18 protein-coding genes and 8 tRNA genes are annotated in these 22,800 nt (G+C 40.9%); 9 read left to right on the forward strand and 17 right to left on the reverse strand.

Features of this window, described 5'->3' with window-relative positions:
• Positions 1-120: 120 nt before the first annotated feature.
• From yccS to HYG93_RS10750, 4 genes are all read left to right on the forward strand, one after another.
• Positions 121-2,295 (forward strand): YccS family putative transporter, encoded by a 2,175-nt coding sequence (gene yccS / locus HYG93_RS10735; protein ID WP_106985058.1) that lies wholly within the window; start codon positions 121-123, stop codon positions 2,293-2,295.
• Positions 2,296-2,380: 85 nt separating this feature from the next.
• The gene (locus HYG93_RS10740; RefSeq protein WP_106985059.1) at positions 2,381-2,941 is read left to right on the forward strand and encodes a hypothetical protein; all 561 of its coding nucleotides are present in this window, start codon (positions 2,381-2,383) and stop codon (positions 2,939-2,941) included.
• A 184-nt stretch (positions 2,942-3,125) separates the two neighbouring features.
• Positions 3,126-5,750, forward strand: a complete 2,625-nt coding sequence (locus HYG93_RS10745; protein ID WP_121594059.1) for a sulfite reductase flavoprotein subunit alpha — start codon at positions 3,126-3,128, stop codon at positions 5,748-5,750.
• Between the two features lie 371 nt (positions 5,751-6,121).
• Entirely contained in the window at positions 6,122-6,640 is a 519-nt protein-coding gene (locus HYG93_RS10750) for a YdcF family protein (RefSeq protein ID WP_228198770.1), read from the forward strand.
• Between the two features lie 25 nt (positions 6,641-6,665).
• Here HYG93_RS10750 and HYG93_RS10755 read toward each other — a convergent pair whose 3' ends face one another.
• From HYG93_RS10755 to HYG93_RS10805, 11 genes are all read right to left on the reverse strand, one after another.
• Positions 6,666-7,127: a DUF2750 domain-containing protein gene (locus HYG93_RS10755; RefSeq protein WP_106985062.1), complete on the reverse strand. Its 462-nt coding sequence runs from the start codon at positions 7,125-7,127 to the stop codon at positions 6,666-6,668.
• A 116-nt stretch (positions 7,128-7,243) separates the two neighbouring features.
• Positions 7,244-7,319: transfer RNA gene (locus tag HYG93_RS10760), tRNA-Val, on the reverse strand.
• Between the two features lie 110 nt (positions 7,320-7,429).
• Positions 7,430-7,506: transfer RNA gene (locus HYG93_RS10765), tRNA-Asp, on the reverse strand.
• A gap of 43 nt (positions 7,507-7,549) precedes the next feature.
• Positions 7,550-7,625: transfer RNA gene (locus HYG93_RS10770), tRNA-Val, on the reverse strand.
• Positions 7,626-7,648: 23 nt separating this feature from the next.
• Positions 7,649-7,725 (reverse strand) — tRNA-Asp (locus HYG93_RS10775).
• A gap of 12 nt (positions 7,726-7,737) precedes the next feature.
• A tRNA-Val gene (locus HYG93_RS10780) sits at positions 7,738-7,813 on the reverse strand.
• A 22-nt stretch (positions 7,814-7,835) separates the two neighbouring features.
• Positions 7,836-7,912, reverse strand: a tRNA-Asp gene (locus tag HYG93_RS10785).
• A gap of 50 nt (positions 7,913-7,962) precedes the next feature.
• A tRNA-Asp gene (locus tag HYG93_RS10790) sits at positions 7,963-8,039 on the reverse strand.
• A gap of 26 nt (positions 8,040-8,065) precedes the next feature.
• Positions 8,066-8,141, reverse strand: a tRNA-Val gene (locus HYG93_RS10795).
• A 416-nt stretch (positions 8,142-8,557) separates the two neighbouring features.
• Positions 8,558-9,055, reverse strand: a complete 498-nt coding sequence (elsL, locus tag HYG93_RS10800) for a cell wall-recycling L,D-carboxypeptidase ElsL (RefSeq protein WP_171356357.1) — start codon at positions 9,053-9,055, stop codon at positions 8,558-8,560.
• A complete protein-coding gene (locus HYG93_RS10805; protein WP_106985064.1) occupies positions 9,055-9,456 on the reverse strand; it encodes a YbaN family protein in 402 nt (133 codons plus the stop codon). Before HYG93_RS10805 ends, elsL begins: the two co-directional genes overlap by 1 nt.
• 119 nt (positions 9,457-9,575) lie before the next feature.
• Between HYG93_RS10805 and HYG93_RS10810 the strand changes: the two genes are divergently transcribed.
• From HYG93_RS10810 to dapE, 3 genes are all read left to right on the forward strand, one after another.
• The gene (locus HYG93_RS10810; protein ID WP_120365649.1) at positions 9,576-10,439 is read left to right on the forward strand and encodes a DUF1853 family protein; all 864 of its coding nucleotides are present in this window, start codon (positions 9,576-9,578) and stop codon (positions 10,437-10,439) included.
• Positions 10,440-10,575: 136 nt separating this feature from the next.
• Positions 10,576-10,725, forward strand: coding sequence for an entericidin A/B family lipoprotein (locus HYG93_RS10815; RefSeq protein WP_106985066.1), 150 nt, complete (start codon positions 10,576-10,578; stop codon positions 10,723-10,725).
• Between the two features lie 130 nt (positions 10,726-10,855).
• Positions 10,856-11,992 carry a succinyl-diaminopimelate desuccinylase gene (gene dapE, locus HYG93_RS10820; RefSeq protein ID WP_120365648.1) on the forward strand — a complete coding sequence of 379 codons (1,137 nt, stop codon included), beginning with the start codon at positions 10,856-10,858 and terminating at the stop codon, positions 11,990-11,992.
• A 58-nt stretch (positions 11,993-12,050) separates the two neighbouring features.
• Here dapE and HYG93_RS10825 read toward each other — a convergent pair whose 3' ends face one another.
• The 6 genes from HYG93_RS10825 to pilG all read right to left on the reverse strand — a co-directional run bounded on the left by HYG93_RS10825 (position 12,051) and on the right by pilG (position 20,668).
• Complete coding sequence (locus HYG93_RS10825) at positions 12,051-12,509, reverse strand: hypothetical protein (protein WP_106985068.1); 459 nt, start codon at positions 12,507-12,509, stop codon at positions 12,051-12,053.
• On the reverse strand, positions 12,502-17,052 hold the full coding sequence (locus HYG93_RS10830) for an Hpt domain-containing protein (RefSeq protein ID WP_120365647.1): 4,551 nt from the start codon (positions 17,050-17,052) through the stop codon (positions 12,502-12,504). The genes HYG93_RS10825 and HYG93_RS10830 overlap by 8 nt, the downstream gene beginning before the upstream one ends.
• A gap of 173 nt (positions 17,053-17,225) precedes the next feature.
• Complete coding sequence (locus HYG93_RS10835) at positions 17,226-19,298, reverse strand: methyl-accepting chemotaxis protein (RefSeq protein ID WP_117007632.1); 2,073 nt, start codon at positions 19,296-19,298, stop codon at positions 17,226-17,228.
• Positions 19,299-19,344: 46 nt separating this feature from the next.
• On the reverse strand, positions 19,345-19,881 hold the full coding sequence (locus HYG93_RS10840; RefSeq protein WP_106985071.1) for a chemotaxis protein CheW: 537 nt from the start codon (positions 19,879-19,881) through the stop codon (positions 19,345-19,347).
• 6 nt (positions 19,882-19,887) lie between these two features.
• Complete coding sequence (locus HYG93_RS10845) at positions 19,888-20,256, reverse strand: response regulator (protein WP_106985072.1); 369 nt, start codon at positions 20,254-20,256, stop codon at positions 19,888-19,890.
• A 28-nt stretch (positions 20,257-20,284) separates the two neighbouring features.
• Entirely contained in the window at positions 20,285-20,668 is a 384-nt protein-coding gene (pilG, locus tag HYG93_RS10850; protein WP_106985073.1) for a twitching motility response regulator PilG, read from the reverse strand.
• Between the two features lie 289 nt (positions 20,669-20,957).
• On the opposite strand from pilG, the gene HYG93_RS10855 reads away from it, so the two are divergent.
• Together HYG93_RS10855 and HYG93_RS10860 are read left to right on the forward strand one after the other, a co-directional pair.
• Positions 20,958-21,602 carry a hypothetical protein gene (locus HYG93_RS10855; RefSeq protein WP_106985074.1) on the forward strand — a complete coding sequence of 215 codons (645 nt, stop codon included), beginning with the start codon at positions 20,958-20,960 and terminating at the stop codon, positions 21,600-21,602.
• Between the two features lie 49 nt (positions 21,603-21,651).
• On the forward strand, positions 21,652-22,779 hold the full coding sequence (locus tag HYG93_RS10860; RefSeq protein ID WP_106985075.1) for an efflux RND transporter periplasmic adaptor subunit: 1,128 nt from the start codon (positions 21,652-21,654) through the stop codon (positions 22,777-22,779).
• Positions 22,780-22,800: the final 21 nt, after the last annotated feature.

Consider the following 22,800-nt stretch of genomic DNA (forward strand, 5'->3'; position numbering starts at 1 on the left):
TAAATAGGCACTATGAAGACAAGTTTACACTGCTCATAGTATGATTTGACTAAGACCATCGTGAAATTTCACACATTCTCAGCACTGTAACTCAGTCTATCGCTACGCAAAGGATCGACATTGAACTCTTGGCTTAGCCGCATTCAGCAGGCAACCTATAACACCACCTTTATGTACACACTGCGGATGCTGATTGCATTTGCAGGGACTGCGTTCGTCCCTTATTTCTATGGTAACCAACTGTATACCATTCCCTTAACCTTGGGTGTGGTGGCAGCAGGCCTCAGTGATATTGACGATCGCTTCTCTGTCCGAATTATGAATCAGCTCTATACCTATATTGGCTTTTTCATTACCGCTGTTTCTATTTATGTGTTGTTTCCTTATCCCATTCTCTTCGCAATCGGACTGATTGTGTCCTGTATTGGGTGGATTTTATTGGGTTCTTTGGGTAGACGTTATGCCACCATTTCTTATGGTTGCTTAGTGATTTCTGTTTATTCTATGTTAGGTGTGCATTTATTTGAGCATTGGTACACCCAAGCTGGCCTGCTGGTTATTGGAGCCATGTGGTATGGCTTAATCTCGACCATTAGTTTTTTACTCTTTCCTGTACGCCAAGCACAAGATAAGTTAGCTCAAAGCTATTCATCTTTAGGCGATTTCCTCTTTGCCAAATCCAACTTGTTTGATGTCGATATGACGCCCACAAGTTATCAGCAAAGTATGATTGAGCTGTCCTTAGAAAACGGTAAATTGATTGCCATTTTTAATGACATGAAAACAGCGCTCCTGACCCGACTTAAAGGCGACCGTGGTCAAAAAGATACGCGTCGTAGTTTGCAATATTATTTTGTCGCACAAGATATTCATGAGCGTGCCGATTCTGCACATATTGACTACCAAAAGCTGGCCAAGATTTTTGAACATAGCGACATTTTATTTCGTTTTCAACGTGTGCTTTCCATTCAAGCCAAAGCCTGTAAAGATTTAAGTATCAGTATTTTACATCGTCAACCCTATCATCATAATACGCGCTTCAAACATGCATTTCGTAATTTACGCCATTCTTTGGATAAACTACGCGCAGAACAACACTATGACCAAGTGTGGGTCAATGCGCTGTTTTCGCTGTACCAAAATTTAAAAGCCATCGACTCGCAATTACAAAACGTTGAAACTGAGCGTCATATTAAATTTGATAAAGTGAAACATGTCGAAAACCAACTCAAAGATGATGATCTCAAAGGCTGGGATGACGTCGTCGTACGAGTAAAACAACATCTTACACCTGAATCTGTGCTGTTCCGTCACGCCATCCGATTATCCGTTGTGCTGTTTATTGGCTATGTCTTTGTGCAATTAACCAATATTGAATATGGCTATTGGATTTTGCTTACTGCGCTGTTTGTCAGCCAACCTAACTTTAACGCCACTAAACGTCGCCTGTATTTACGTATTGTCGGGACGCTGATTGGGATTATCTTGGGTTATGCAATTTTGTATTTTATTCCCTCAGTTGAAGGTCAACTGCTCCTACTAATTTTGAGTGGTATTTTATTTTTTGAGCTTCGCAGTAAGCAATATGCACAAGCCACCGCATTTATCACCATTTTAGCGCTGATTAACTTTAATCTAGATGGTCTAGGCTTTGAGGCAGCCATGCCCCGTATGATTGATACTCTAATTGGCTGCGCCTTGGCCTGGTTTGGTGTGAGTTTTATTTTCCCCGATTGGAAATTCCGCCGTCTGGGCCGTACCATCAATCGTTCATTACAAGCACAGTGTGATTATTTAACCGAGGTGGTAGAACAATATAAACATGGCCGCAACAATGGTTTAAATTATCGCATTGTACGTCGCGCTGCGCATAATACCGATGCAGATGTCGCCTCTTTAATTTCAACGCTTGCCACAGAACCAGATTTTGACAGCCATCAAAAAGCGCTCGCTTTTGAGTTTTTATGTCTTAACCATACTTTCATTAGCTATATTGCAGCCTTAGGTGCGCATCGTGCAAAAATTGAAGATCCTGAAATTTTACAACTGATGGCGCAAGCACTGGATGATATTCAAGGTGCTCTGTTAAAAGATGAAGTCCCAGACTTAAGCGCACAGAATATGATTAGTCAGATTCGTCAGCGTTTAGCACTACAAAATGATGAAGACCAAAAGTCACTGATCATTTTGCAACAACTGTCTTTAATGTTTAGTATTTTGAAACAACTCAGTCAGTTAAAGCAAAATTTAAGTCATGACCATGATCAAAAGTCGACTGAATTGGCCTCATTATAATTTGAGTATTTTTGACACAATATGCTCCCTGAATCGGCATAAATAATGCTAAACTTTTGGGAGTTAAAAATCTGTTAGTTTCACTATGACCGCGAAAAACTTATACGCCTACACTTTACAGCCTATACCTTATGAAGTTTCTGAAGAAGAACAACGCAATGCGCAATTGGTTCTTTCACGTAGCAACTTCAAAATTGGCACCAAAGCATGGATCATCATGGGCGCTATTTTAGTGCTTGCGATGGCTGGCATCATTTTATTAAAAAACTATTCAACTATTTTCTGTTGGGTTGCTATCGTCTGTGTTGTGATTTACTTCTTGGTACGCAAATTTGGTATCGAGTGGTATGTTAAACGTAAACTGAAAGAAACACCTGTTCAAGAAATCAAAGGTTTACGCTTAGGTGTACAACCACATGGTCTATCGATGCAGCAACAAGTTGGCCTACAAATGGGCAATATGACTGTGGGCTGGAAAGACATTTATGAATGGTACAACACACCTGAATTCATCTTGGTGAACTTTAAAATTAAAGGCCAACAAGGTGCATATATTTTACCTAACCGTCTAGACAGTAAAAACTTCTCATTCAACACGATTCGCAAACACTTAAAAGAAACTGTAGGCGAAGCAAAAGCTGTTTAATTCTTGCTGTTGAATTAAAAAAGCCTCCTCTTTGGGGGCTTTTTTATGCTTGATCCTTCTCTTAAAAATTTGAATCAATGCATTAAAAAGTAAATGAGAATAAATATTATTTGTAATCCACATTATTTTTACACTTTCTCAGATTATAATAGTTCTCATTTCGAACTCTCACGCCACCCCTCGCATGTTTAAAAAGATCCTTTTCCAACTCCACTGGTTTTTCGGTATTAGTGCCGGCCTGATTCTTTCCCTCATGGGTATTACTGGCGCTTTGTATTCTTATGAACAGCCCATCCAAAAGTGGCTCAATGCGGACAGTTATACGGTTCAGGTGCCCAATACACCCAAAATGACACCTGCTGAAATTTATCAACATTTTCAGCGTACAGATGCTTCAATCAAAATTAATAGCATCACGATTGAATCAGAAGCTTCAGCATCCTCTACTGTGAATATCGTCAAAGAAGGTGCACGTCGTGGTTATAACATGATGATTAATCCTTATGACGCGACCGTACTTCCAGAAGTTAAAGGCCGAGAATTCTTCCAATTTGTTCAGCAATTGCATCGTAATTTAACCGTTGGCCCTGTGGGTAAACAAATTACAGGTGCTTGTACGCTCATTCTGATTTATTTTTTACTCAGTGGCTTATACTTACGCTGGCCAAAAAAGCATTCTATAAAGCAATGGTTTGCAGTTAAACCTCAATTAAAAGGCCGTAACTTTATTTGGGATTTACATGCAGTGATTGGCACATGGGTGGTTATTTTTTATTTAGTTTTGGCATGTACAGGCTTGTATTGGTCTTATGGCTGGTGGCGTGATGGCATGTTTAAAGTTTTAGGTGTAGAGCGTCCACAACCTGAAATGCAAGCCAATGCAGGTCCGAGAGCACAAGGTTCAGAAGCTAAAGGATCGCCTACAAATGTGCAGCGGGCTGAAAGCACAGGCCCTACTTCCGAGGGTAAAAAGAATCCATCTGAGAAAAAAGGCTTAGCACCAGAACAAATCAGCTATGCGCTTACACAAACCTGGACTGGCTTTAACCAAAAGGTTGGACGTGAATACTCGAGTTTAACGCTGAATATTCCTAAAAAATCAAATGGTACGGTCGAACTCACCTTTGTAGACGCTGTGCCACAGCACGAACGTGCACGCAACAAAGCCAGCTATAACTATCAAACGACATCTATTGAAAAATTAGAACTGTATGAAGATAAAAAGCTGAATGAAAAAATTATGACGAGCATGCTTCCTGTGCATCGTGGTAGTTTCTTCGGGCCTGTTTATCAGTTCTTTGCCATGCTGTCATCTTTGATCATGCCATTGTTCTTTGTAACGGGGTGGATGCTGTACCTCAAACGCCGTAAGCAAAAGCGCTTAACACAAGAGGCACGTCAGAGCTTAACAGCAGTCAGTCTTGATCCGAATGCAAGCCCTTGGCTGGTAATCTATGCTTCGCAAACAGGCGTGTCTGAGCAATTGGCTTGGCGTACTGCAACAAGTCTACAAAAAGCTCGCCAACCTGCGACCGTTAAAGCACTACAACACGTCACCGTAGATGATCTCAAATCCAATAGCCAAATCTTATTGGTTGCCAGCACCTATGGTACAGGTGAAGCACCTGATTTAGCGGCAAGTTTTGAGAAAAAAATCATGACGCAAACACTGGATTTAAGCCATGTTCGTTATGCCGTTTTGGCTTTGGGCTCACAAGAATATCCTGAGACTTTCTGTAGCTTTGGTCATCGTCTTGATACATGGTTGAAGCAAAATGCTGCTCAAGCTTTGTTCCCTCTCATTGAAGTGGACAATGCCAATGCACAAGCGATTCAGCAGTGGAATCAGGCCTTAGCTAAAAGTACAAAACTTGAATTGCAAGCCATGAACATTGAAAAAACCTTTGATCAATGGCAACTAAAACAACGCACGTTACTTAACCCCAATAGCTTGGGCGCGCCTACATTTAATATTGAGTTGCAAGCCACGCATGATGTGCAATGGCAAGCAGGTGATATTGCCGAGATACAACCAGCCAATAGCCAAGAACGCATTCACGCCTTCATGCAACAACATCATATCGCGCCGCATGCCATCGTGGATACTACACAGCAATGTATTGAACAGATGCTATGGGATCGTGATTTAACAATTGAAGTTGAGCCCTTTGCCAACTTAGATCATTTGCTTGAACAGCTCCCGCGCCTACCATCACGTGAATACTCGATTGCCAGTATTCCAGAACAGCATGTACTGCGTTTGGTGATACGCCAACAATCTGATGCCCAAGGTCAATTAGGTCTAGGTTCGGGTTGGTTAACAGCACATGCGCAGGTAGGTGAGCAAATCGCTATGCGTATTCGTACCAACGAATCCTTCCATTTAATTTCGGACAATCGTCCAGTGATTTTAATTGGTAATGGTACAGGGATTGCTGGGCTTATGAGTCTACTCAGTGCACGCATTCGTTCAGACTTTACCCAAAACTGGCTGATCTTTGGCGAACGTCAACGTGAACATGACTTCTTCTATCAAAGTACAGTAGAAGCATGGCAAAATACTGGCATGCTGAAACGCCTTGACCTTGCTTTTTCACGCGACCAAGCAGAAAAAGTTTATGTTCATCATAAACTTCGTGAGCAAGCCAATGAACTTCGCACTTGGGTTGAACAAGGTGCTGTAATCTACGTATGCGGTAGCATTCAAGGGATGGCAACCGATGTAGATCAAGCGCTACAAGATATCTTGGGCGAAGCAAGCATTGACCAATTAAAACAAGAAGGCCGTTATCGTCGAGATGTCTATTAATGCACTCGGAAGGCATAATTTGTTGAATAAGAAACCGAGCATCATTGCTCGGTTTTTTATGCACGCCAAACCCAGTACACTTGCCACAGATATCTTGAGCACCTAACTCCTAATCCATTATGAAAAGAATAGTTGTATTAATCGTTGGTCTACTGCTTTGCATCGACAGCATTTGGCTACTTTGTTTAGGTGAAGACCATTTTGGCGTGCAGCTTCCCCTCTTACTTGGAGTTATTTTTATCCTGATTACTATTTTAAGCCCTCAGATTAAGATCTTATATCAGCAAAAAATCTGGTTTAAACGTAGTTGGATGTGTTTATGGGGAATATTTTGGCTGTGGCTTATTAGTTTGCTGGGATTTTTTTCTTTTATGCAACACTACAGTAATCAAACGCAGTACATTCCAAATGTAAAAGCAATTATTGTGCTGGGTGGCGGTACTCAAAATAACCAAGCACCACCCGCTGTGATTGAACGCTTAAACACCGCAGCTCGATTAGCAACTGATCATCCGAATATCCCACTGATAATGACTGGTGGAATTGGACTCAATAAAACAGTATCTGAAGCTTCGGTTATGCAACGTTATCTGATACAACAGCAGCACATTCCAGCTTCACGTATTTATTTAGAAGAAAAAAGTACCAGTACTGAACTCAATTTTGCCTATAGTAAAACAGTGTTAGCAAAGCTAGGAATTGACCTAAATCAACCCATTGCAGTGGTCAGCAATGACTTTCACCTGCCCCGTGCTATCGCAATTGCCCACCACCAAGCATATCGTCAGGTATATGCAGTATCCGCTCCAACACCGCTATACTTACGCTATAACGCTTGGCTAAGAGAATATTTTGCCTATATCAGTGGATATGCATTAGGTGAATATTAATCAGCACCATTGGCTTGCTATAAAATTAATTTAAACGGATATTGCGCGGTAAAGGAAAGTCCATTTCTTTAAAGACTTCTGGTCGCTGCGTATATACCTGATATAAATAATTTTTTAAATCTAGTAACATTTTTTCAGGGGCAACCAAAATATTCTGCCCTTCTGGTGTTAAATCCAGCGACAAAGCAGTATTTTCTTGACGTAAAAAAGGAATGACTTTTTCAATAAAATCTTTAAGTGAAATTTCTTGAATTTCGTATTTTGCCCAATTGTCTTTAATCAGCAGTTTAGCCAAACTTTTATTACGCCACACAGCAAATGCTTTTTGGCCTGTTGGTGTTGCACACAAAGCCCAGCCATCTTGATACAGTGCGATTAAATTGCCCTGACCAACAAGGTGTTCAATAAATTGTTTATAAATATCTTGAGGATTAAAAGTTGTATTTTGTGTTTTAGACGCGGCCTTGCGCTGATAAGGATTTCTCATTATTGTCCATACAAATTAAAATTATTATACATTACGGATTTTATGGAAAAATTATGCAATAGGCAATATCAAAGCAGTGCGCTTAATAATATTTAAATTGAGATATATAGAAAATATGGTGGGCGCTGACGGGATCGAACCGCCGACATTCTGCTTGTAAGGCAGACGCTCTACCAACTGAGCTAAGCGCCCTGAGGAATAAAAACAACGCTGTTGTTTTTATGACGCAAGACAAACGAAATTTGTAGTCTTGGTATTTGAAACATCTTAAATCTCAGGAATTTAAGACTTCTTAAGATAAATGGCGCAGCGGACGGGACTTGAACCCGCGACCCCCGGCGTGACAGGCCGGTATTCTAACCAACTGAACTACCGCTGCATCACGTTACTTCCGAGGAAGCACATTATATCTTAAAGATATATGGTGGGCGCTGACGGGATCGAACCGCCGACATTCTGCTTGTAAGGCAGACGCTCTACCAACTGAGCTAAGCGCCCTTTAAGGGTTTTGATTCTAGGAATGGCGCAGCGGACGGGACTTGAACCCGCGACCCCCGGCGTGACAGGCCGGTATTCTAACCAACTGAACTACCGCTGCATCACAAGAATCTGGTGGGCGCTGACGGGATCGAACCGCCGACATTCTGCTTGTAAGGCAGACGCTCTACCAACTGAGCTAAGCGCCCTCAATATGCTAAACTGTGTAAATGGCGCAGCGGACGGGACTTGAACCCGCGACCCCCGGCGTGACAGGCCGGTATTCTAACCAACTGAACTACCGCTGCACTTACACAATATCGCTATTGCGGATCAAACGATGTTTTTAGATTTAAAGTGGCGCAGCGGACGGGACTTGAACCCGCGACCCCCGGCGTGACAGGCCGGTATTCTAACCAACTGAACTACCGCTGCACTATAAATCTAACAATGAAAGAGTTTGGTGGGCGCTGACGGGATCGAACCGCCGACATTCTGCTTGTAAGGCAGACGCTCTACCAACTGAGCTAAGCGCCCTTTCAAAGCACTTCATCGCTTGATGAGGTGCATTATAGAGAATCCTCACCCAGTGTCAAACGCTTTTATGCCAGTTTTCCACTTTTTATGTTTGACTGATTAAAAAATAAGTAATCTGCTATAAAAATCAACATTTTCTGCTTATTTTTTAATTCAATGCATTCATTTCATGTAATGAATGCACATAAAAATGCTTTTTATTTTATATTGACTAGCCTTCACGGTATATTTATTTAGCGTGATATTCAATTTTCACTGTAAAATCGCATCATTTTTAAGCAGCGTTGTTTTTAAAAAGCATTTTTGGACTTGCTATTTAAATTTAGGCCATCAATTGAATTGCTATTAATGAAAACTATAACGCTTGTCTTAAGCATTTCGCTTATTTCATAAATAGATGAGTCGTGCATATACCATCAGATTTGTGCTGATTTTAAATATACGGTCGCATCAACTGGGATCAATTCAAATAATTCCATCACATCTGTATTGCGCATACGAATACAGCCATGTGAAATAGGAACTCCCATCGGTTCTGTGTCCGGCGTACCATGAATGTAAATATAGCGCTGATAGGTATCACATCCCTCGCCTTGATTAAAACCAGCCTCTAAACCCGCCAACCATAAAATGCGGGATAAAATCCAATCACGTTCAGGATATTGCGTAGCTAAAGCAGGACTATAGATTTCACCCGTGGCTTGGCGTGCTTTAAAAACTGTATTTTGTGGCATGTCTGCACCAAATTTCTCCGCAATACGGTGCCAACCTCTTGGTGTCTTACCACTATTTTCAGTTTCACCTATGCCATTTTTACCACTCGAAATAAGATAGCTTTTATTGAATTTGGGTAGGCTTAAACGTTGCTGATCTAAATCAATCACAACGTCAACTTGATCTGGACTAAATTCCATCATGGCGCTTTCTCTGTTTCAATTTTTGTGGTTTTAGCACGTGATTCAGGTTCTGGACGTAGCCATAGCCAAATGGCAACCGCCAGCATGGTTACATCGGTAAATATTTTGACGGCCAAAGGTGCATTGGTAAACAGCATGACCACTGCACTTATAAACATCATGATCGATGCGAACCACTTTGCTTTACGTGGCACTGTGCCATTTTCTCGCCATGCACGAAGCGTTGCGCCATATTTAGGATGATTTAACAGCCATGCATCCATCTGTGGCCAACCTTTAGAGGCCGCCCATGCCGCTAATATCAAAAATACTGTTGTTGGCATTCCAGGTAAAAGTGCCCCGATGAAGCCCAATAGAACAAAGATCAATACTAAGCTTCGCCAAAACAACGTTTTCATACCCAGACCCAATTCGTACAATACGCTTAGTATAATGCGTTTTTTAAGCTGCACCGTTGCAATTCTGCATTATTGTCATAGCATACTGGTGCTATTCTTATATTGAGGCCTAGGCCACCATGACTCACATCTCATTGCCGTCTTGCTATTTTGAGCCATGGTTAAGCTATCAGCAGCCCTGTGTCAGACAACTGGCTTTTAGCATTGCCAGTCCAAATATTTTAACTCAACTTCCACCAGAGCTCGCACTTACACACCTATTTGAATTGCATGATGATCTTATCTGGCAACAGCACTATACGCGCTATATACCGCGCTTAGAGGCTTTAGATAAAGACCCAACTGAATTATTAGATTTTATACACCAACTCAAAAGTACCCGTCTTGGCCTGCGCTTTGAAATGTTGATTTGGTTTTGGTTACTTGATCGTGATTACCATCATTACGAACTGATTGGGCACAGCATTCAAAAAATTGATGGCCCTAAAACGCTAGGCGAACTTGATTTTGTCCTTCGCAACTTAGAAACCCAAGAAATTGAACATTGGGAAATTGCGCTCAAATACTATCTTGCCGAAGGTGATTGTTCACTGCCCTCTTGGTATGGTCTCAACCGCAGTGACACACTCAGTAGAAAGCTCCATCATTTCACACAAAAGCAGTTTCAATTTAACGACGCTTTAGAACACCGCATACAACGTAAATACTGCATGCTCAAAGGACAGCTTTATCTACCCGTAGATAAATCACATGAATTACCCGATTGGGTCAATCCAGCGCGTAGAATTGGTCGCTGGGGGCATTATATTCCCCATACAACAGAGCAGTATTATCGCTTGCAACGTCATGAATGGATCTGTGCACACGCAGCGCTTAGCAGTATCCCTGCATACTGGTGGACGGATGGTCTTTATAAGCAATCACATCAAGAAAATTACTATATGTATCGTCAACCAAATTTATTACAAACCCATTCGGGTTGAATTTTAAACAGCTCGAGATTTGTTTTTATTACATTTAATTACCGAACACCTATAAAAATTGCATACTTTTCACGCAGTGTATTTTTTAATCTAATTTTACGGAGAAAATTTATTATTCGTAAAACTGGAGAAACACATGAAGAAAATTATTGCTGCTTCACTTCTTGTAGCCTTTGCTTTAGCTGGCTGTAATACTGTAAAGGGTGTGGGTCAAGACGTATCTAAGGCTGGGCAAGCTGTAACAGGCACAGCAGAGCGCACTTCTGATGAAATTCGTCGCAATTAATGCGAATAAAATCGGCTTAATCGGCTGATTATTGAAAACCCTATTTAAATAGGGTTTTTTTATGTTTAAATTTTCCTTATCGTCAGGATTCGCCTATTATATTGCGACATTTTTGACTTAAAGATTCAGCATGACTTCATCAGCGACACTCGATCTAAGCCTACAGCTTTTACGTCAACCCTCAGTAACGCCAGTAGACCACAGCTGCCAAAACATTATGGCTGAACGTTTGGAAAATATTGGCTTTAAGATTGAAAATATGCGTTTTGACGACGTAGATAATCTTTGGGCACGTAAAGGCACTGAATCTCCTGTGTTTTGTTTTGCAGGACATACCGATGTTGTACCTACGGGTAATTTAGATGCTTGGGGTTCAGATCCATTCCAACCCGAAATTCGCGACGGTAAACTGTATGGCCGTGGTAGTGCTGACATGAAAACTGCCTTGGCAGCAATGGTCGTTGCTTCTGAGCGCTTTGTTGCAAAGCACCCTAACCATAAAGGCTCTATTGCTTTTTTAATTACTTCGGATGAAGAAGGCCCATCTATTAATGGTACGGTCAAAGTCATTGAAACACTTGAAGCACGCCAAGAAAAAATGACATGGTGTTTGGTGGGTGAACCATCGAGCACAAATACTCTTGGTGACATTGTTAAAAATGGCCGTCGTGGTTCACTCAATGCCAAATTAACAGTTAAAGGCAAACAGGGCCATGTGGCTTACCCACACCTTGCAGTGAACCCAATTCATACGGCATCTAAAGCGATTGCAGAACTGTGTGAAACTGTTTGGGACAATGGCAATGAATACTTCCCTGCTACGACATTCCAAATTTCAAATATTAACTCTGGCACAGGCGCAACCAATGTTGTACCTGGGACTATGACGTCATTATTTAACTTCCGCTACTCAACAGAAGTCACTGCAGAAGAGTTAAAGGCACGTACTTTAGAAATTTTAGACCGTCACAATGTAGAATATGACATTGAATGGACACTGTCTGGCTTACCTTTCCTCACTCCTGTGGGCGAGTTGGTCAATGTTGCCAAAACTGCCATTTTAAATGTGACAGGTGTTGAGACTGAGCTTTCAACCAGTGGTGGAACATCTGATGGTCGCTTTATTGCTCCTACTGGCGCTCAGGTGCTCGAATTAGGCGTATTAAATGCCACAATCCATCAGATCAATGAACATGTAAATGTGGCTGATCTCGAGCCTCTAGCTGAAATTTATGAACAAATTTTAGAAGGCTTATTGGCTGTTTAATTTTTATATAAAACAAAAAAGGAATTCCGTAGAATTCCTTTTTTTATGCCTCATGACATTAGGATTGAAGCTGCGTTTGTATGTAGTTCATATTCGGGATATGAAAAACCTTTTCCCCCATACGCACATATTGGAAAATTGCAGGATCGGTTAAAGTCTTATCTTCATCTACAATTTCAGAAATACGTAAACGAATCGTTTTTGGCATTTCATCGCACATCAATGCAAAACGTTGCTGTACGTCTTCACCTTCAATCACCAATGCTACACCAGATTTGCGCTCTGGTTGGTTGACCGCATATACAGGGAGTTTCAATTCATGCCATTGCACGAATTGCACTTTGGTTTCGCTGTCTAGTGCAGATAAAATGATGTTTTGTGGTAAAAGCATCGGCTCTTTACCATGACATTCAATAATATAAGCATCAATAAACCCTGTAGAAACAGTAATTAAATGCTGTAATTCTTGCTGATTAATTTTATCAGTTACTGTATTCACCGAAGTTTGTTCAGTCATAGATCAACTCCTGTTTTTCGGCAATCAACGCTTCAATGTTAGCAAGCAATTCCGCTTCTTGGAATGGTTTACCCATATAGTGGCTGACGCCCAAACTGAACGCACGCTCACGGTGTTTTTCACCCGTACGCGATGTGATCATAATAATTGGCAATTCTTTGTGGATGTCGTGATGTCGAACCAAGTTGGTTACTTCGAAACCATCCATACGTGGCATTTCGATATCCAGTAACATCAAGTCTGGTCTTACATTTTCAAGCTGTTCAATCGCATCCACACCATCTTTAGCGGTAATGATGTCATAGCCTTGACGCTCAAGCAGACGCGACGTTACTTTACGTACCGTTACGGAGTCATCGACAATCATCACAAGACGACGTGCATTACCATGACGGCTCAGATCACGCGAATCAGACACATGTTTAAGACGCTGCGTCGTTTGAATCTGACGGGCAATATTTTGACCATCTAAAATCAAACACACCTGACCATCACCTAAGATCGTTGCACCTGCAATTGCTCCAATATTAGAGAACTGCTGACCAATTGGTTTCACCACAATTTGAGCACGCGAACCAATTAATTGATCAACCAATAATGCAATCGTTTGACCACTGTTTCCTTTAATTAAAAGTACAGGCAATGAATGAGAAACACTGCTTAAACGTGGTACTGGCTGGTTTGACACAAATTCAGATAGATAACGTAACTTGTAATTTTCATTATCAATTTTGAATGTATCTGCCTTGCTATTGAAATAGCTTTCTAAAGCAGATGGCCCAATACGTACAATACGGTCAATTTGTGCCAACGAAATCGCAAATTGTTGATCACCCACTTTCACCATCAAGGCATCACTTACAGCCACTGTGGTTGGTACACGAATCGTAAAGGTCGTGCCTTTGCCCAATTCAGACTCAACACTCACATGACCACCCAAAGCTTTGATTTCACTTTGTACTACGTCCAGACCTACACCACGACCAGAAATTTGGGTTACTTCCTTCGCGGTACTAAAACCAGGATGGAAAATTAACTGCAAAATTTCTTGCTTGTCGAGTACTTGATCGGCCTTAATTAAACCTTGGCTGAGCGCTTTTTCTTTAATTTTGCTCTCATCAATCCCTTTACCATCATCGCTAAATGACACAAGAACGTCTGTACCTTGGCGACTAATGTTCAGAACAATATGACCCACCTCAGGCTTATTCAACGCAATACGATCTGTCGTTTCCTCTAGACCATGGTCAATCGCGTTTCGAAGCATGTGCTCGAAAGGCGTAACCAGACGCTCTAAGATCGTACGGTCTAATTCACCTTCGGTGTTTTGCACCACCAACTCCGCTGGGCGGTTTAAGGTGGTTGAGGTTTGACGCACAATACGTTGTAAACGAGGTAACATCCGTGAGAACGGAACCAAGCGAGTACGCATTAAACTTTCTTGAATTTCTGCCTGAATACGTGACTGTTGTAATAACAAACCTTCTGTATCACGGATTTTTTCGGACAACGTACTCTTAAAGTCGACCAAATCCGATGCAGACTCGGCCAATGATTTTGACAATTGGTTTAAGGACGAATATTGGTCCATTTCCAATGGGTCAAAATCAGCATAGCGCGAATTTTCTGTACCATGCTTAGCAAGAATTTGTGATTCAAGCTCGCCGTCCATTCGACGCAACTGGTCAGCTAAACGCTTAATCGCCAATTCCATCTCATTGAGCGTATTACCCAATTGCCCCAGATCCATCTCAATACGCGAACGGTTAATTGAGTTTTCGCCTGACAAGTCAATCATCTTCTCAACCAAATCAGCTGAGATACGAATCATTTCATTGCTATTATCAGTGGCTAATGTATCTGTCCATTCACCTTGCATAGAAGGTGGCTCTACACCATCACCCTGAATAAATTCAAAGTTACGTGTTGCTGAACCTTGACCATCCACACTGCGACGGCTTGGCAACTGTGCCGTTACATCGACGTATTCAATCGACTCTAAACTACGTTTAATACTATCGAAGTTGCTGTAATCTTTTTCGAAGATGCCTTGCTTCAACCAGCTGAGTGTTGTTTGTAGTAAGTCGTCGTAAGCGTTTGAGTTAAAATGATGAACCGCGAATTGCTCAAACGTTGTTTCCAACTGATAAGCAACAGCCACGACTGGCTCATTTTCAACCATGCGCGCGCCACCTTTAATACTGTGGGCTGCACGTTGTAATTGAAGCAAAATACTACGGTCACTACGCTGATCAAACCATTGAATTAATAACTCAGCAGCTTGTTCCAGAATCTCTTCAGCTTCTTCCAGAAAGGTTTCTTCCACCACTGAACGAAGTTCATCGTCCACCGATGTAGAAGCACTTGCTACTGAAGAACTTGGCTCGATGACTTGAGCAACTGGTTCAATCACAGCAGGTGTTTCAAATTCAATCGCTTCAATTGAAACAGTTGGTGCTTCAAATTCAATGACTGGACTGTCTTGACTCTCTTCGACTGGTGCAGGGTGCGCCTCAATGTCCATAACTTCTGGAGCATTAGCAACAGTGGCACTTGATTCAACCTGACCTGCAACAATGCTTTGAATATGGGTAAGGATATCAACAGCTTCAGTCGCAACGTAGTCTACACCCACATCACGAATCGTTTGAATACGATCTGAAAGATCATCTTGCACCAAACGAATGACTTGTACTAATGGCACCGTAGCTTGCATCTGACCACGAATTACACGTTCGTAGATAGACTCTAGTTCATGTGCAATTAAGCCAATATTGGTCGCTGAAATCATGTTTGCACCGCCTTTCAGCGTATGCAAATAGCGCATTAAATTATTTAAAGATCCTGTATTTGTTAGATCTTTATTCCAAGTATTTAAGTCACTATCAATACCCGACAATAACTCATCAGCTTCTTCAAGGAAGATTTCAAGCAAATCTGGATCAAAGTCAGTATTTGAGTCTGTAGATTGATGCTTGGCTTGATCTTTAGCTAATTTTTGACTTAAGGTCGCAAAATCAATACCTGCAGTGCTGGTTTCAGCAGGCGCAGGAACATGGAGACTGCCTGACTCTACAGCTGTTGAGGCACTACTTGGTGCAACTTCAACTTTCGCACTTAATGTAGACAATAGATTGCTACTTTCAGCTGTATCTTCAATATCTTGTTGTACAAATGCAGTTAAGTCACTCAGCAACTTTTGTGCTTCATCTGATAATACTACACGCTGACCTGCAGCCAAGGTATCAAATAAATGAATAAATTCTTGATGTGCTTGAGCAAATAACTCATAAGCATAATCCAGATTTAACAGCTGCGGTTTTTGACGTAGATTGTCATAGCCTGATTTTAGCTCAGTGGTAAACTGATGAATTCCCACAGAGGCACGATTATCAGTATGTGCAAGTAGTTCATCTGCTTGCGTGCTCAGTGTTTCTAAGTATTCTGGGAATTCAGCTTTAGCTCGCGTATCAAACTCAAACTCAGCATCCAATAACAAATCAATATTTAATTCAATGAGTTTCGATACTAAACCTTGTGGTTGAATATCTGACTCCATACTTTCAGATGCAAAACCATAATCATTCCATGCATCATTGAAGGTATTGTAAATTGCATTTAACTGGCTTGTTTCACCCTTACGTAAGGTATGTAAGAAGTCGCGTACAAACTCAGAGTACTGAATCAGCAATGCAGTTTCTTTTGAAGTCGAACCGATTTCTTCTTGAAGCTGTGTTTTGAATAAATTTTCAACTTTAGAGCTTGCTTCAAAAATTTGATCGATTTGTGCCATTGATGAACTACCACGCAAAGTGTGTAGCGCACGGATTAAGGCATTATAATCTTGATGTTTGGTATCTTCTTGTTTCAAGAAGTTTTCAATTGTCTGCAGATGCTCTTCTGCTTCTTCAATGAAGATCGCAACTGTTTCTGCAATTAAATTATCTTCAGCAGGAAGTTCAATCGCTGCCAAATCAGGTGTTACAAATTCTGTTGTTTCAACTGCCTCAACTGTATCAAGCTCTAGACCTGTGACATCCGAAGAGGACTTTAAGCGAGTTGCCAAACCTAAGAGCTCTTGTAATGCTGGCTCTGGGCTTAGACCTTGTTGTAATTGTTGTCCTAAAAGGACAATCGGACGCAAATCAACCGTCAGCTCGGTGACATTTTTAAAGCTTGGATACAGCTTATATTGATAAACATTTAAAACCGTTTGAGCATACTGTTGAATCGTTGGGCTAAGCGTAAGCGAACCACCAATAACGCGGTTCAAAGTATCTTCAACTGTCCATGCCGCCTCACCCGCCGTCTTTGCGCCCACCATACGACCAGAACCCTTTAAGGTATGGAAATGGCGACGAATTGTCGTGAGCAAGTCTTTATCTTGCGGTTTGTCCAGCCAATCAGATAATAAATTATCAAGCTCGCCAAAAATCTCCTCGATCTCTTCAACAAAAATTTCTAAAATTTCTGCATCTTGATCGAGATAGCTATCCTCAGGAAGCGTTGTCGTTTCGACTAAATTTTTTAATATTTCTTTCATAGCTAAGGCTTCTTACGTTTTGCCACCAAGAAGGGTGCTCAAACTTAATTGTGACCATCACGCGAGACTTAACTTTAGAAAAAGTTAAGTTCATCTTGCCGATGCTTAGTCTGTTTCTTATTGGCATACCCTGCTCAATTGCACGGTATGCCTTTCCCCAAAGCGCGCTAACTTTAGTCTGGAAGTTTAAAGTCAGATACAGAGTCACGTAATGTTTCGGCCATATTTGCCAATTCAGAAACCGAACGCGCAGTATCGAATGTTGCACTCGTTGTTTGCGACGTAATTTCCTGTACAACGTTCATCGTTGTAGCAATATGACCCGCTGAAGCAGCCTGAAGTTTTGCAGCATCCGAAATGTTTGCAATCAGTTTTGCCAAGCTGTTCGATACCGTTTGAATTTCGTCTAGGGCTACACCCGCATCCTTAGACAAGTTCGCACCACGTACAACCTCGGCAGTTGTTTGCTCCATTGAGATTACGGCTTCGTTTGTATCCGTTTGAATGGTTTTTACAAGGCCTTCAATCTGTTTTGTTGCAGATGCTGAACGTTCAGCTAGACGCTGTACTTCGTCGGCAACCACGGCGAAACCACGACCAGCTTCACCCGCCATCGACGCCTGAATTGCTGCGTTCAATGCCAAGATGTTCGTTTGGTCGGCAATATCGTTAATCAAGGCAACAATGTTACCAATCTCTTGAGAAGATTCACCCAAACGTTTAATACGTTTTGATGTTTCTTGAATCTGTTCACGAATCGTGTCCATACCCTCGATCGAGCGGTTTACAACGTCTGCACCATTGGCAGCAATTTGTACCGAACGTTCCGCAACGACTGCTGATTCTTCAGCGTTGGCAGATACTTGGTCAATTGACAGTGCCATTTCGTTAATTGCGGCAGAGGCACCTGCAATCTCTTGTGCCTGATGCTCAGAAGCTTCTGCTAACTGGTTGGTAATACCCTGCGTATTTGCCGTATATTGTGCAACCTCTTCTGATGTTTCTGTAATACGCGATACTAAGTCACGTAACTGATCAATCGCGAAGTTAATCGAGTCGGCAATTGCACCCGTAAAGTCTTCAGATACTGTTGCGTATGAACGTAAGTCACCGTCTGCTAAGTCGGCAATCTCGTCAAGTAAACGTAAAATCGCGTTTTGGTTACGGTCATATTCTTCTTGTAAGCGACCTACACGTTGTTTATCTGACTGACCACGTAAAGAAAGTAATTTGAATACACAAATCAAGAAGGCAATTAACGTTAAAATTAAGAGCAATGCAGGTAAAACTGTTGCCCAACCTGAACCTGATTTCAAACCATTTAAGCTATCTAATAGTTTGTCTGATTCAGCAAAAATTGATGAAGATGCTTGACGTACTTTCACAATTTGTTGTGAGTTCTGCAAGATCGTCGCTGCAGCTGATTTTAGTACATCATCATATTCAGACTTAATGCCTTTTAGTGATTCACGTAATTCAGCATTTTCAATACGTTGCACACCTAATTCTGCACTACCATTAAGCTGTGCATTTAAGTATGAACCGAATGTTTCTGTATCGGCACTAAAGTCATCTGCAGACTCACGTGAGCTGTCTGAACCTGTAAGTACAGAACTGATCGAACGTAAAATACGTTCCGCAATGAATACTTGGTTTTTTGCAATTACAACCTGGTTAGATGGCATGTCTTGACGCGCCATTTGGTCAACCATCAAGTTGTATTCAGCCTGAATACCCGGAATCGTTTCACCGATTGCAATGTTCGTATCATAAAGTTGATTAATGATTTTTTGTTGCGAAGAAATCAAATCAATATTTGAAGATACTGTTTTCCATTGTGATTCTACAGATTTGAGTGAATCAGTATTCGCATGAATATCAGTAACTGTTTCCAAGTTTTTAGCAAAACTTTCTTGAGATTCAGTTAATTTTTTCATTGCTTCAGGCGTACCAGAAGCGGTTGCTTCGGTTGCTTGACGCGAAATGGTTTGTGAAAGAAGACGTAATTCACCTAGGCTACGCGTAAGTTCGTTATTACGAGGAACGCTATAGAAAAGGTAAAATAAAATCAGAGTTGCCAGTACCAGTGAACCAACAGCACCGTAAATCAATGGCTTTGACTTTTCACTATCACCAAATACACGCGATAACTGATCTGTTTGTGATTGAATCTTAGCTAATAAAGCATTGCCACTTGGACGGCCTGCGCTTTCACCTGTATTTTTCTTTTTAAGTTTAAAGCCCATTCAGCTTCTCCCCGATTTACGTCTTCATTCGTTAAATGCGTGACAGTTAATTTATAAATTTTATAGATGCGTTCATATATTTTGGATTTTGCAATAAACGACTGAATAAAAAGACATGCCACTGCTGGTTATGCTGGTGAAAATATCCCTGACAATATTCTTGTAAATTACTGCCTAATTCAGCGTCTTTAGAAAAATAACTCTTCTTATTAAAATGCTGTATACCCAAAACTTGATCAACGACCAAACCAACATAATGATCATTATGACTAATGCATAAAACTTTTTGAGTCGGAGTATAGCTACTTCTATGACCCGTAATATATTGAGCCAAATCTGAAACTGAAAGTAGACGTCCCCGAATATTCGCCAAACCTTGCACCCATGATTGAGTGTTTGGAACTGGCGTACACTTAGGCGGATAGATCACTTCGGATACTTCACCTAAAGGAGCAACAAAATATTGCCCCATCATCTCAAAAGCAATGCCTGACCATCGGTTGACTTCATTCTCAGTTGAAACGTAGTTTTTATTTCCACGTTTCGCAATTCGAAGCAATTCGATAAATCCATTTGCTGCCATAGAGCTTTATCCTGCATTGAGGTGCTGTTTTATCACATCAATTAATTGTTTTTCGTCTACAGGCTTTGTTAAATAATCACATGCGCCTTGACGCTTACCCCAAACACGGTCTGTTGCTTGGTCCTTTGTGCTTACAATCACAATTGGAATGTGCTTCGTTGTTGAACCACGTGCAATTTGACGAGTTGCCTGAAAACCGTTTACACCTGGCATAACCACATCCATGAGGACGAGGTCCGGAAGTTCTGCTTGTGCGACTGTTACACCGTCTGCACCATTTGACGCCTCAAGAACTTCAAAGCCATGTTTGCCTAAAATTTCTTTGAATCGAAATGTTTCTGTCGGTGAATCATCTACAATCAAAATACGTGTCATGCCTTTCCCCAATAAAAAATAAAACTAATTAAGCAGTTACGTGGTTACGAATCGCATTCAATAATTCATCTTTACTGAATGGTTTTGTTAGGTATTCGTCTGAACCCACGACACGGCCTTTCGCCTGATCAAATAAACCGTCTTTACTTGACAGCATTACGACTGGAATATTTTGATAATTTTGCGAATTTTTAATTAATGCGCATGTTTGGTAGCCATCTAAGCGAGGCATCATAATATCAACAAACACAATGTCTGGATTTGCTTCAGCAATTTTTGACAAGGCTTCAAAGCCATCTACTGCAGTCACAACTTCACAACCTTCACGTTGAAGAAGAGTTTCTGCTGTACGGCGAATAGTTTTTGAGTCGTCAATTACCATGACTTTTAGATTTTGAAATTTATCGTCCATTTAAAGACCCTTCCCAAAATATGGATATATAGAATGCTGGAATTTTATTCGCAGTTACTTTTAGTTAACAGTTGTTAACATTTTTAACATATATTTACTTTCATTTTCAATGAACATTTTCTGCTCAAGCACACAGTATTTTTCAATACTATTAACAGCTTCACACTTTCCGATGACCAAGAATTTATTTTTAACTTGGAATAGTTTTTAATTCTCTATTTTAAGTCTAATATAGCACTATTATTACTTAAAAATAAGTAATTTAGTCAACTTTATATTGGGGAGCCCAATGCGAAGTCAGTTTAGCGTAAATCACTCTTATATTGCTTATAAAAAAATGACCCAGAAACTCATTTTAGTCTTAGTATTGGTATCACTAACTCCGTTTACTTTTGCGACTAATCCCCCTCAAAAAGCAACTTGGTTTCGTTATTATGATAGTAAAGGTGTTGCAAATGTAAGCACCAATGTTACACCTAACCATATTCGCTATGGCTACGAAGCACTTGATCAGAATATGCAAGTGATTAAACGTAATAGACCTTATAATGCAGAAGCAGATATTAAGCAAGCGCCACAGCGCGCCGTGGCTGCCCAAAAATTAGCCGCAGACACACAACTAAAAAGTGCTTATAATAACAGCAGTGTAGCAAGTCAAAAAAAGAAAGAAATACTTACTGGAATTTCGAAACAACTTGTTTTCCAACAACAACAATTAAAGCAATTACAGGAAGACCGTATTATGTTTGTTCGTCAAGAACGTGAATACTCACGTAAAGGGCAACCTGTACCTGCACAATTACAAAGTATTTTAAATAATAACCAAAAAAATATCGTAGCGAAAAAACAAGATATTCAATCTTTACAAACGCGCTATCGAAATACAGTAGCCGAATACGACAAAATTATCACCCGCTTAAAAGCAATGGAATAATTTTGCAGTTTCAATTGCTTCTGTTGACAGCTGAATATAAAGGACGATTATGCAATCAGCACAGCATTCAACGTATACCCCACTTACATTACAAGCGCGCTTAGCTTCAATTGGCTTAATTTGCTTAAGCCTTGCTCTCGTCGGATGTCAAAAAAGTGAACCCGTTGCCACTGAAAAACCAATCACTAAAGTTGAACTTATTCAGCAGGATTTAGTGCGCATTCAACATGGCAGTTCTGTCAGCAAGACCACTTTTACAGGCACTATTCGTGCTGTAAATCAAAGTACGATTCAAGCTCAAGTTACGGCAACAGCTACTGCAGTGAATGCCCAAGTGGGTCAAACTGTGCAAAAAGGTCAAGTGCTGGTCCGCCTTAACAATCAAGACAATGCAGCACGTCTTGCCCAAGCACAGGCCAATTTAGCTTCAGCTCAAGCACAGGCCAATCAAGCCCGCCTTATGGTGCAACGTAAAGAACGCTTATTACAACAGGGCTTTGTATCAAAAGTAGAATACGAACAAAGCAAAGTGGATTACCAAGCGCAATTAGAAAATACCAATGCGCAACAAGCCAATGTCAACATTGCGCGTAAAGCAGATCAGGACGGCACAATTACCAGTCCAATCAGTGGTGTAATTACCAAGCGTCAAGTTGAGCCTGGTCAAACAGTCGCTGCGGGCGCAACTTTATTTGAAATTATCGATCCAGCACACTTAGAAATTCAGGCACTACTACCAAGCGATTCGCAGTCAGCATTAAAACTTGGCCAAGCCATTGAATATCGTATTCAAGGCAACAATAACCTATTGAATGCAACCTTAAGTCGAATTTCACCGATTGCCGATCCTGCCAGCCGTCAAATTGAATTTTTTGCCCAACCCAAAGAAGCCATTACTTCTTTGAGTATTGGTGCATTTGTTGAAGGCCAAATTTTAGGTTCAGATCAAGTTTCGGGGCAATTAATTCCACTGAATACTGTACAAGACCTCGATAATAACCCTTATGTTTGGGTCGTGCGTCAAAATAAAATTGCTAAGGCCAGCATAAAAGTTTTAGAACAGCGCTACAGCACCAATATTGCTGTGGTAACAGGCTTAGAAGATAGCGATCTCGTAAGTCGCGTCAAGTTTAGCGACAATCAAATCCGACAAGATGTCAGTATCAGCAAAAACTAAAATAACAAAGCAGGATAGCGG

The organism is Acinetobacter sp. SwsAc6, from assembly GCF_013391565.1.
Lineage (GTDB): Bacteria > Pseudomonadota > Gammaproteobacteria > Pseudomonadales > Moraxellaceae > Acinetobacter > Acinetobacter cumulans.

Excerpts from the sequence above, each read along its gene's own strand:
- dapE (WP_120365648.1), top strand. The coding sequence starts at position 10,856 with ATGACTTCATCAGCGACACTCGATCTAAGCCTACAGCTTTTACGTCAA.
- HYG93_RS10855 (WP_106985074.1), top strand. The coding sequence starts at position 20,958 with ATGCGAAGTCAGTTTAGCGTAAATCACTCTTATATTGCTTATAAAAAA.
- HYG93_RS10830 (WP_120365647.1), bottom strand. The coding sequence starts at position 17,052 with ATGAAAGAAATATTAAAAAATTTAGTCGAAACGACAACGCTTCCTGAG.
- HYG93_RS10840 (WP_106985071.1), bottom strand. The coding sequence starts at position 19,881 with ATGGCAGCAAATGGATTTATCGAATTGCTTCGAATTGCGAAACGTGGA.
- HYG93_RS10825 (WP_106985068.1), bottom strand. The coding sequence starts at position 12,509 with ATGACTGAACAAACTTCGGTGAATACAGTAACTGATAAAATTAATCAG.
- HYG93_RS10805 (WP_106985064.1), bottom strand. The coding sequence starts at position 9,456 with ATGAAAACGTTGTTTTGGCGAAGCTTAGTATTGATCTTTGTTCTATTG.
- pilG (WP_106985073.1), bottom strand. The coding sequence starts at position 20,668 with ATGGACGATAAATTTCAAAATCTAAAAGTCATGGTAATTGACGACTCA.
- HYG93_RS10755 (WP_106985062.1), bottom strand. The coding sequence starts at position 7,127 with ATGAGAAATCCTTATCAGCGCAAGGCCGCGTCTAAAACACAAAATACA.
- HYG93_RS10740 (WP_106985059.1), top strand. The coding sequence starts at position 2,381 with ATGACCGCGAAAAACTTATACGCCTACACTTTACAGCCTATACCTTAT.
- HYG93_RS10810 (WP_120365649.1), top strand. The coding sequence starts at position 9,576 with ATGACTCACATCTCATTGCCGTCTTGCTATTTTGAGCCATGGTTAAGC.
- elsL (WP_171356357.1), bottom strand. The coding sequence starts at position 9,055 with ATGGAATTTAGTCCAGATCAAGTTGACGTTGTGATTGATTTAGATCAG.
- HYG93_RS10815 (WP_106985066.1), top strand. The coding sequence starts at position 10,576 with ATGAAGAAAATTATTGCTGCTTCACTTCTTGTAGCCTTTGCTTTAGCT.
- HYG93_RS10750 (WP_228198770.1), top strand. The coding sequence starts at position 6,122 with ATGCAACACTACAGTAATCAAACGCAGTACATTCCAAATGTAAAAGCA.
- HYG93_RS10845 (WP_106985072.1), bottom strand. The coding sequence starts at position 20,256 with ATGACACGTATTTTGATTGTAGATGATTCACCGACAGAAACATTTCGA.
- HYG93_RS10860 (WP_106985075.1), top strand. The coding sequence starts at position 21,652 with ATGCAATCAGCACAGCATTCAACGTATACCCCACTTACATTACAAGCG.
- HYG93_RS10745 (WP_121594059.1), top strand. The coding sequence starts at position 3,126 with ATGTTTAAAAAGATCCTTTTCCAACTCCACTGGTTTTTCGGTATTAGT.
- HYG93_RS10835 (WP_117007632.1), bottom strand. The coding sequence starts at position 19,298 with ATGGGCTTTAAACTTAAAAAGAAAAATACAGGTGAAAGCGCAGGCCGT.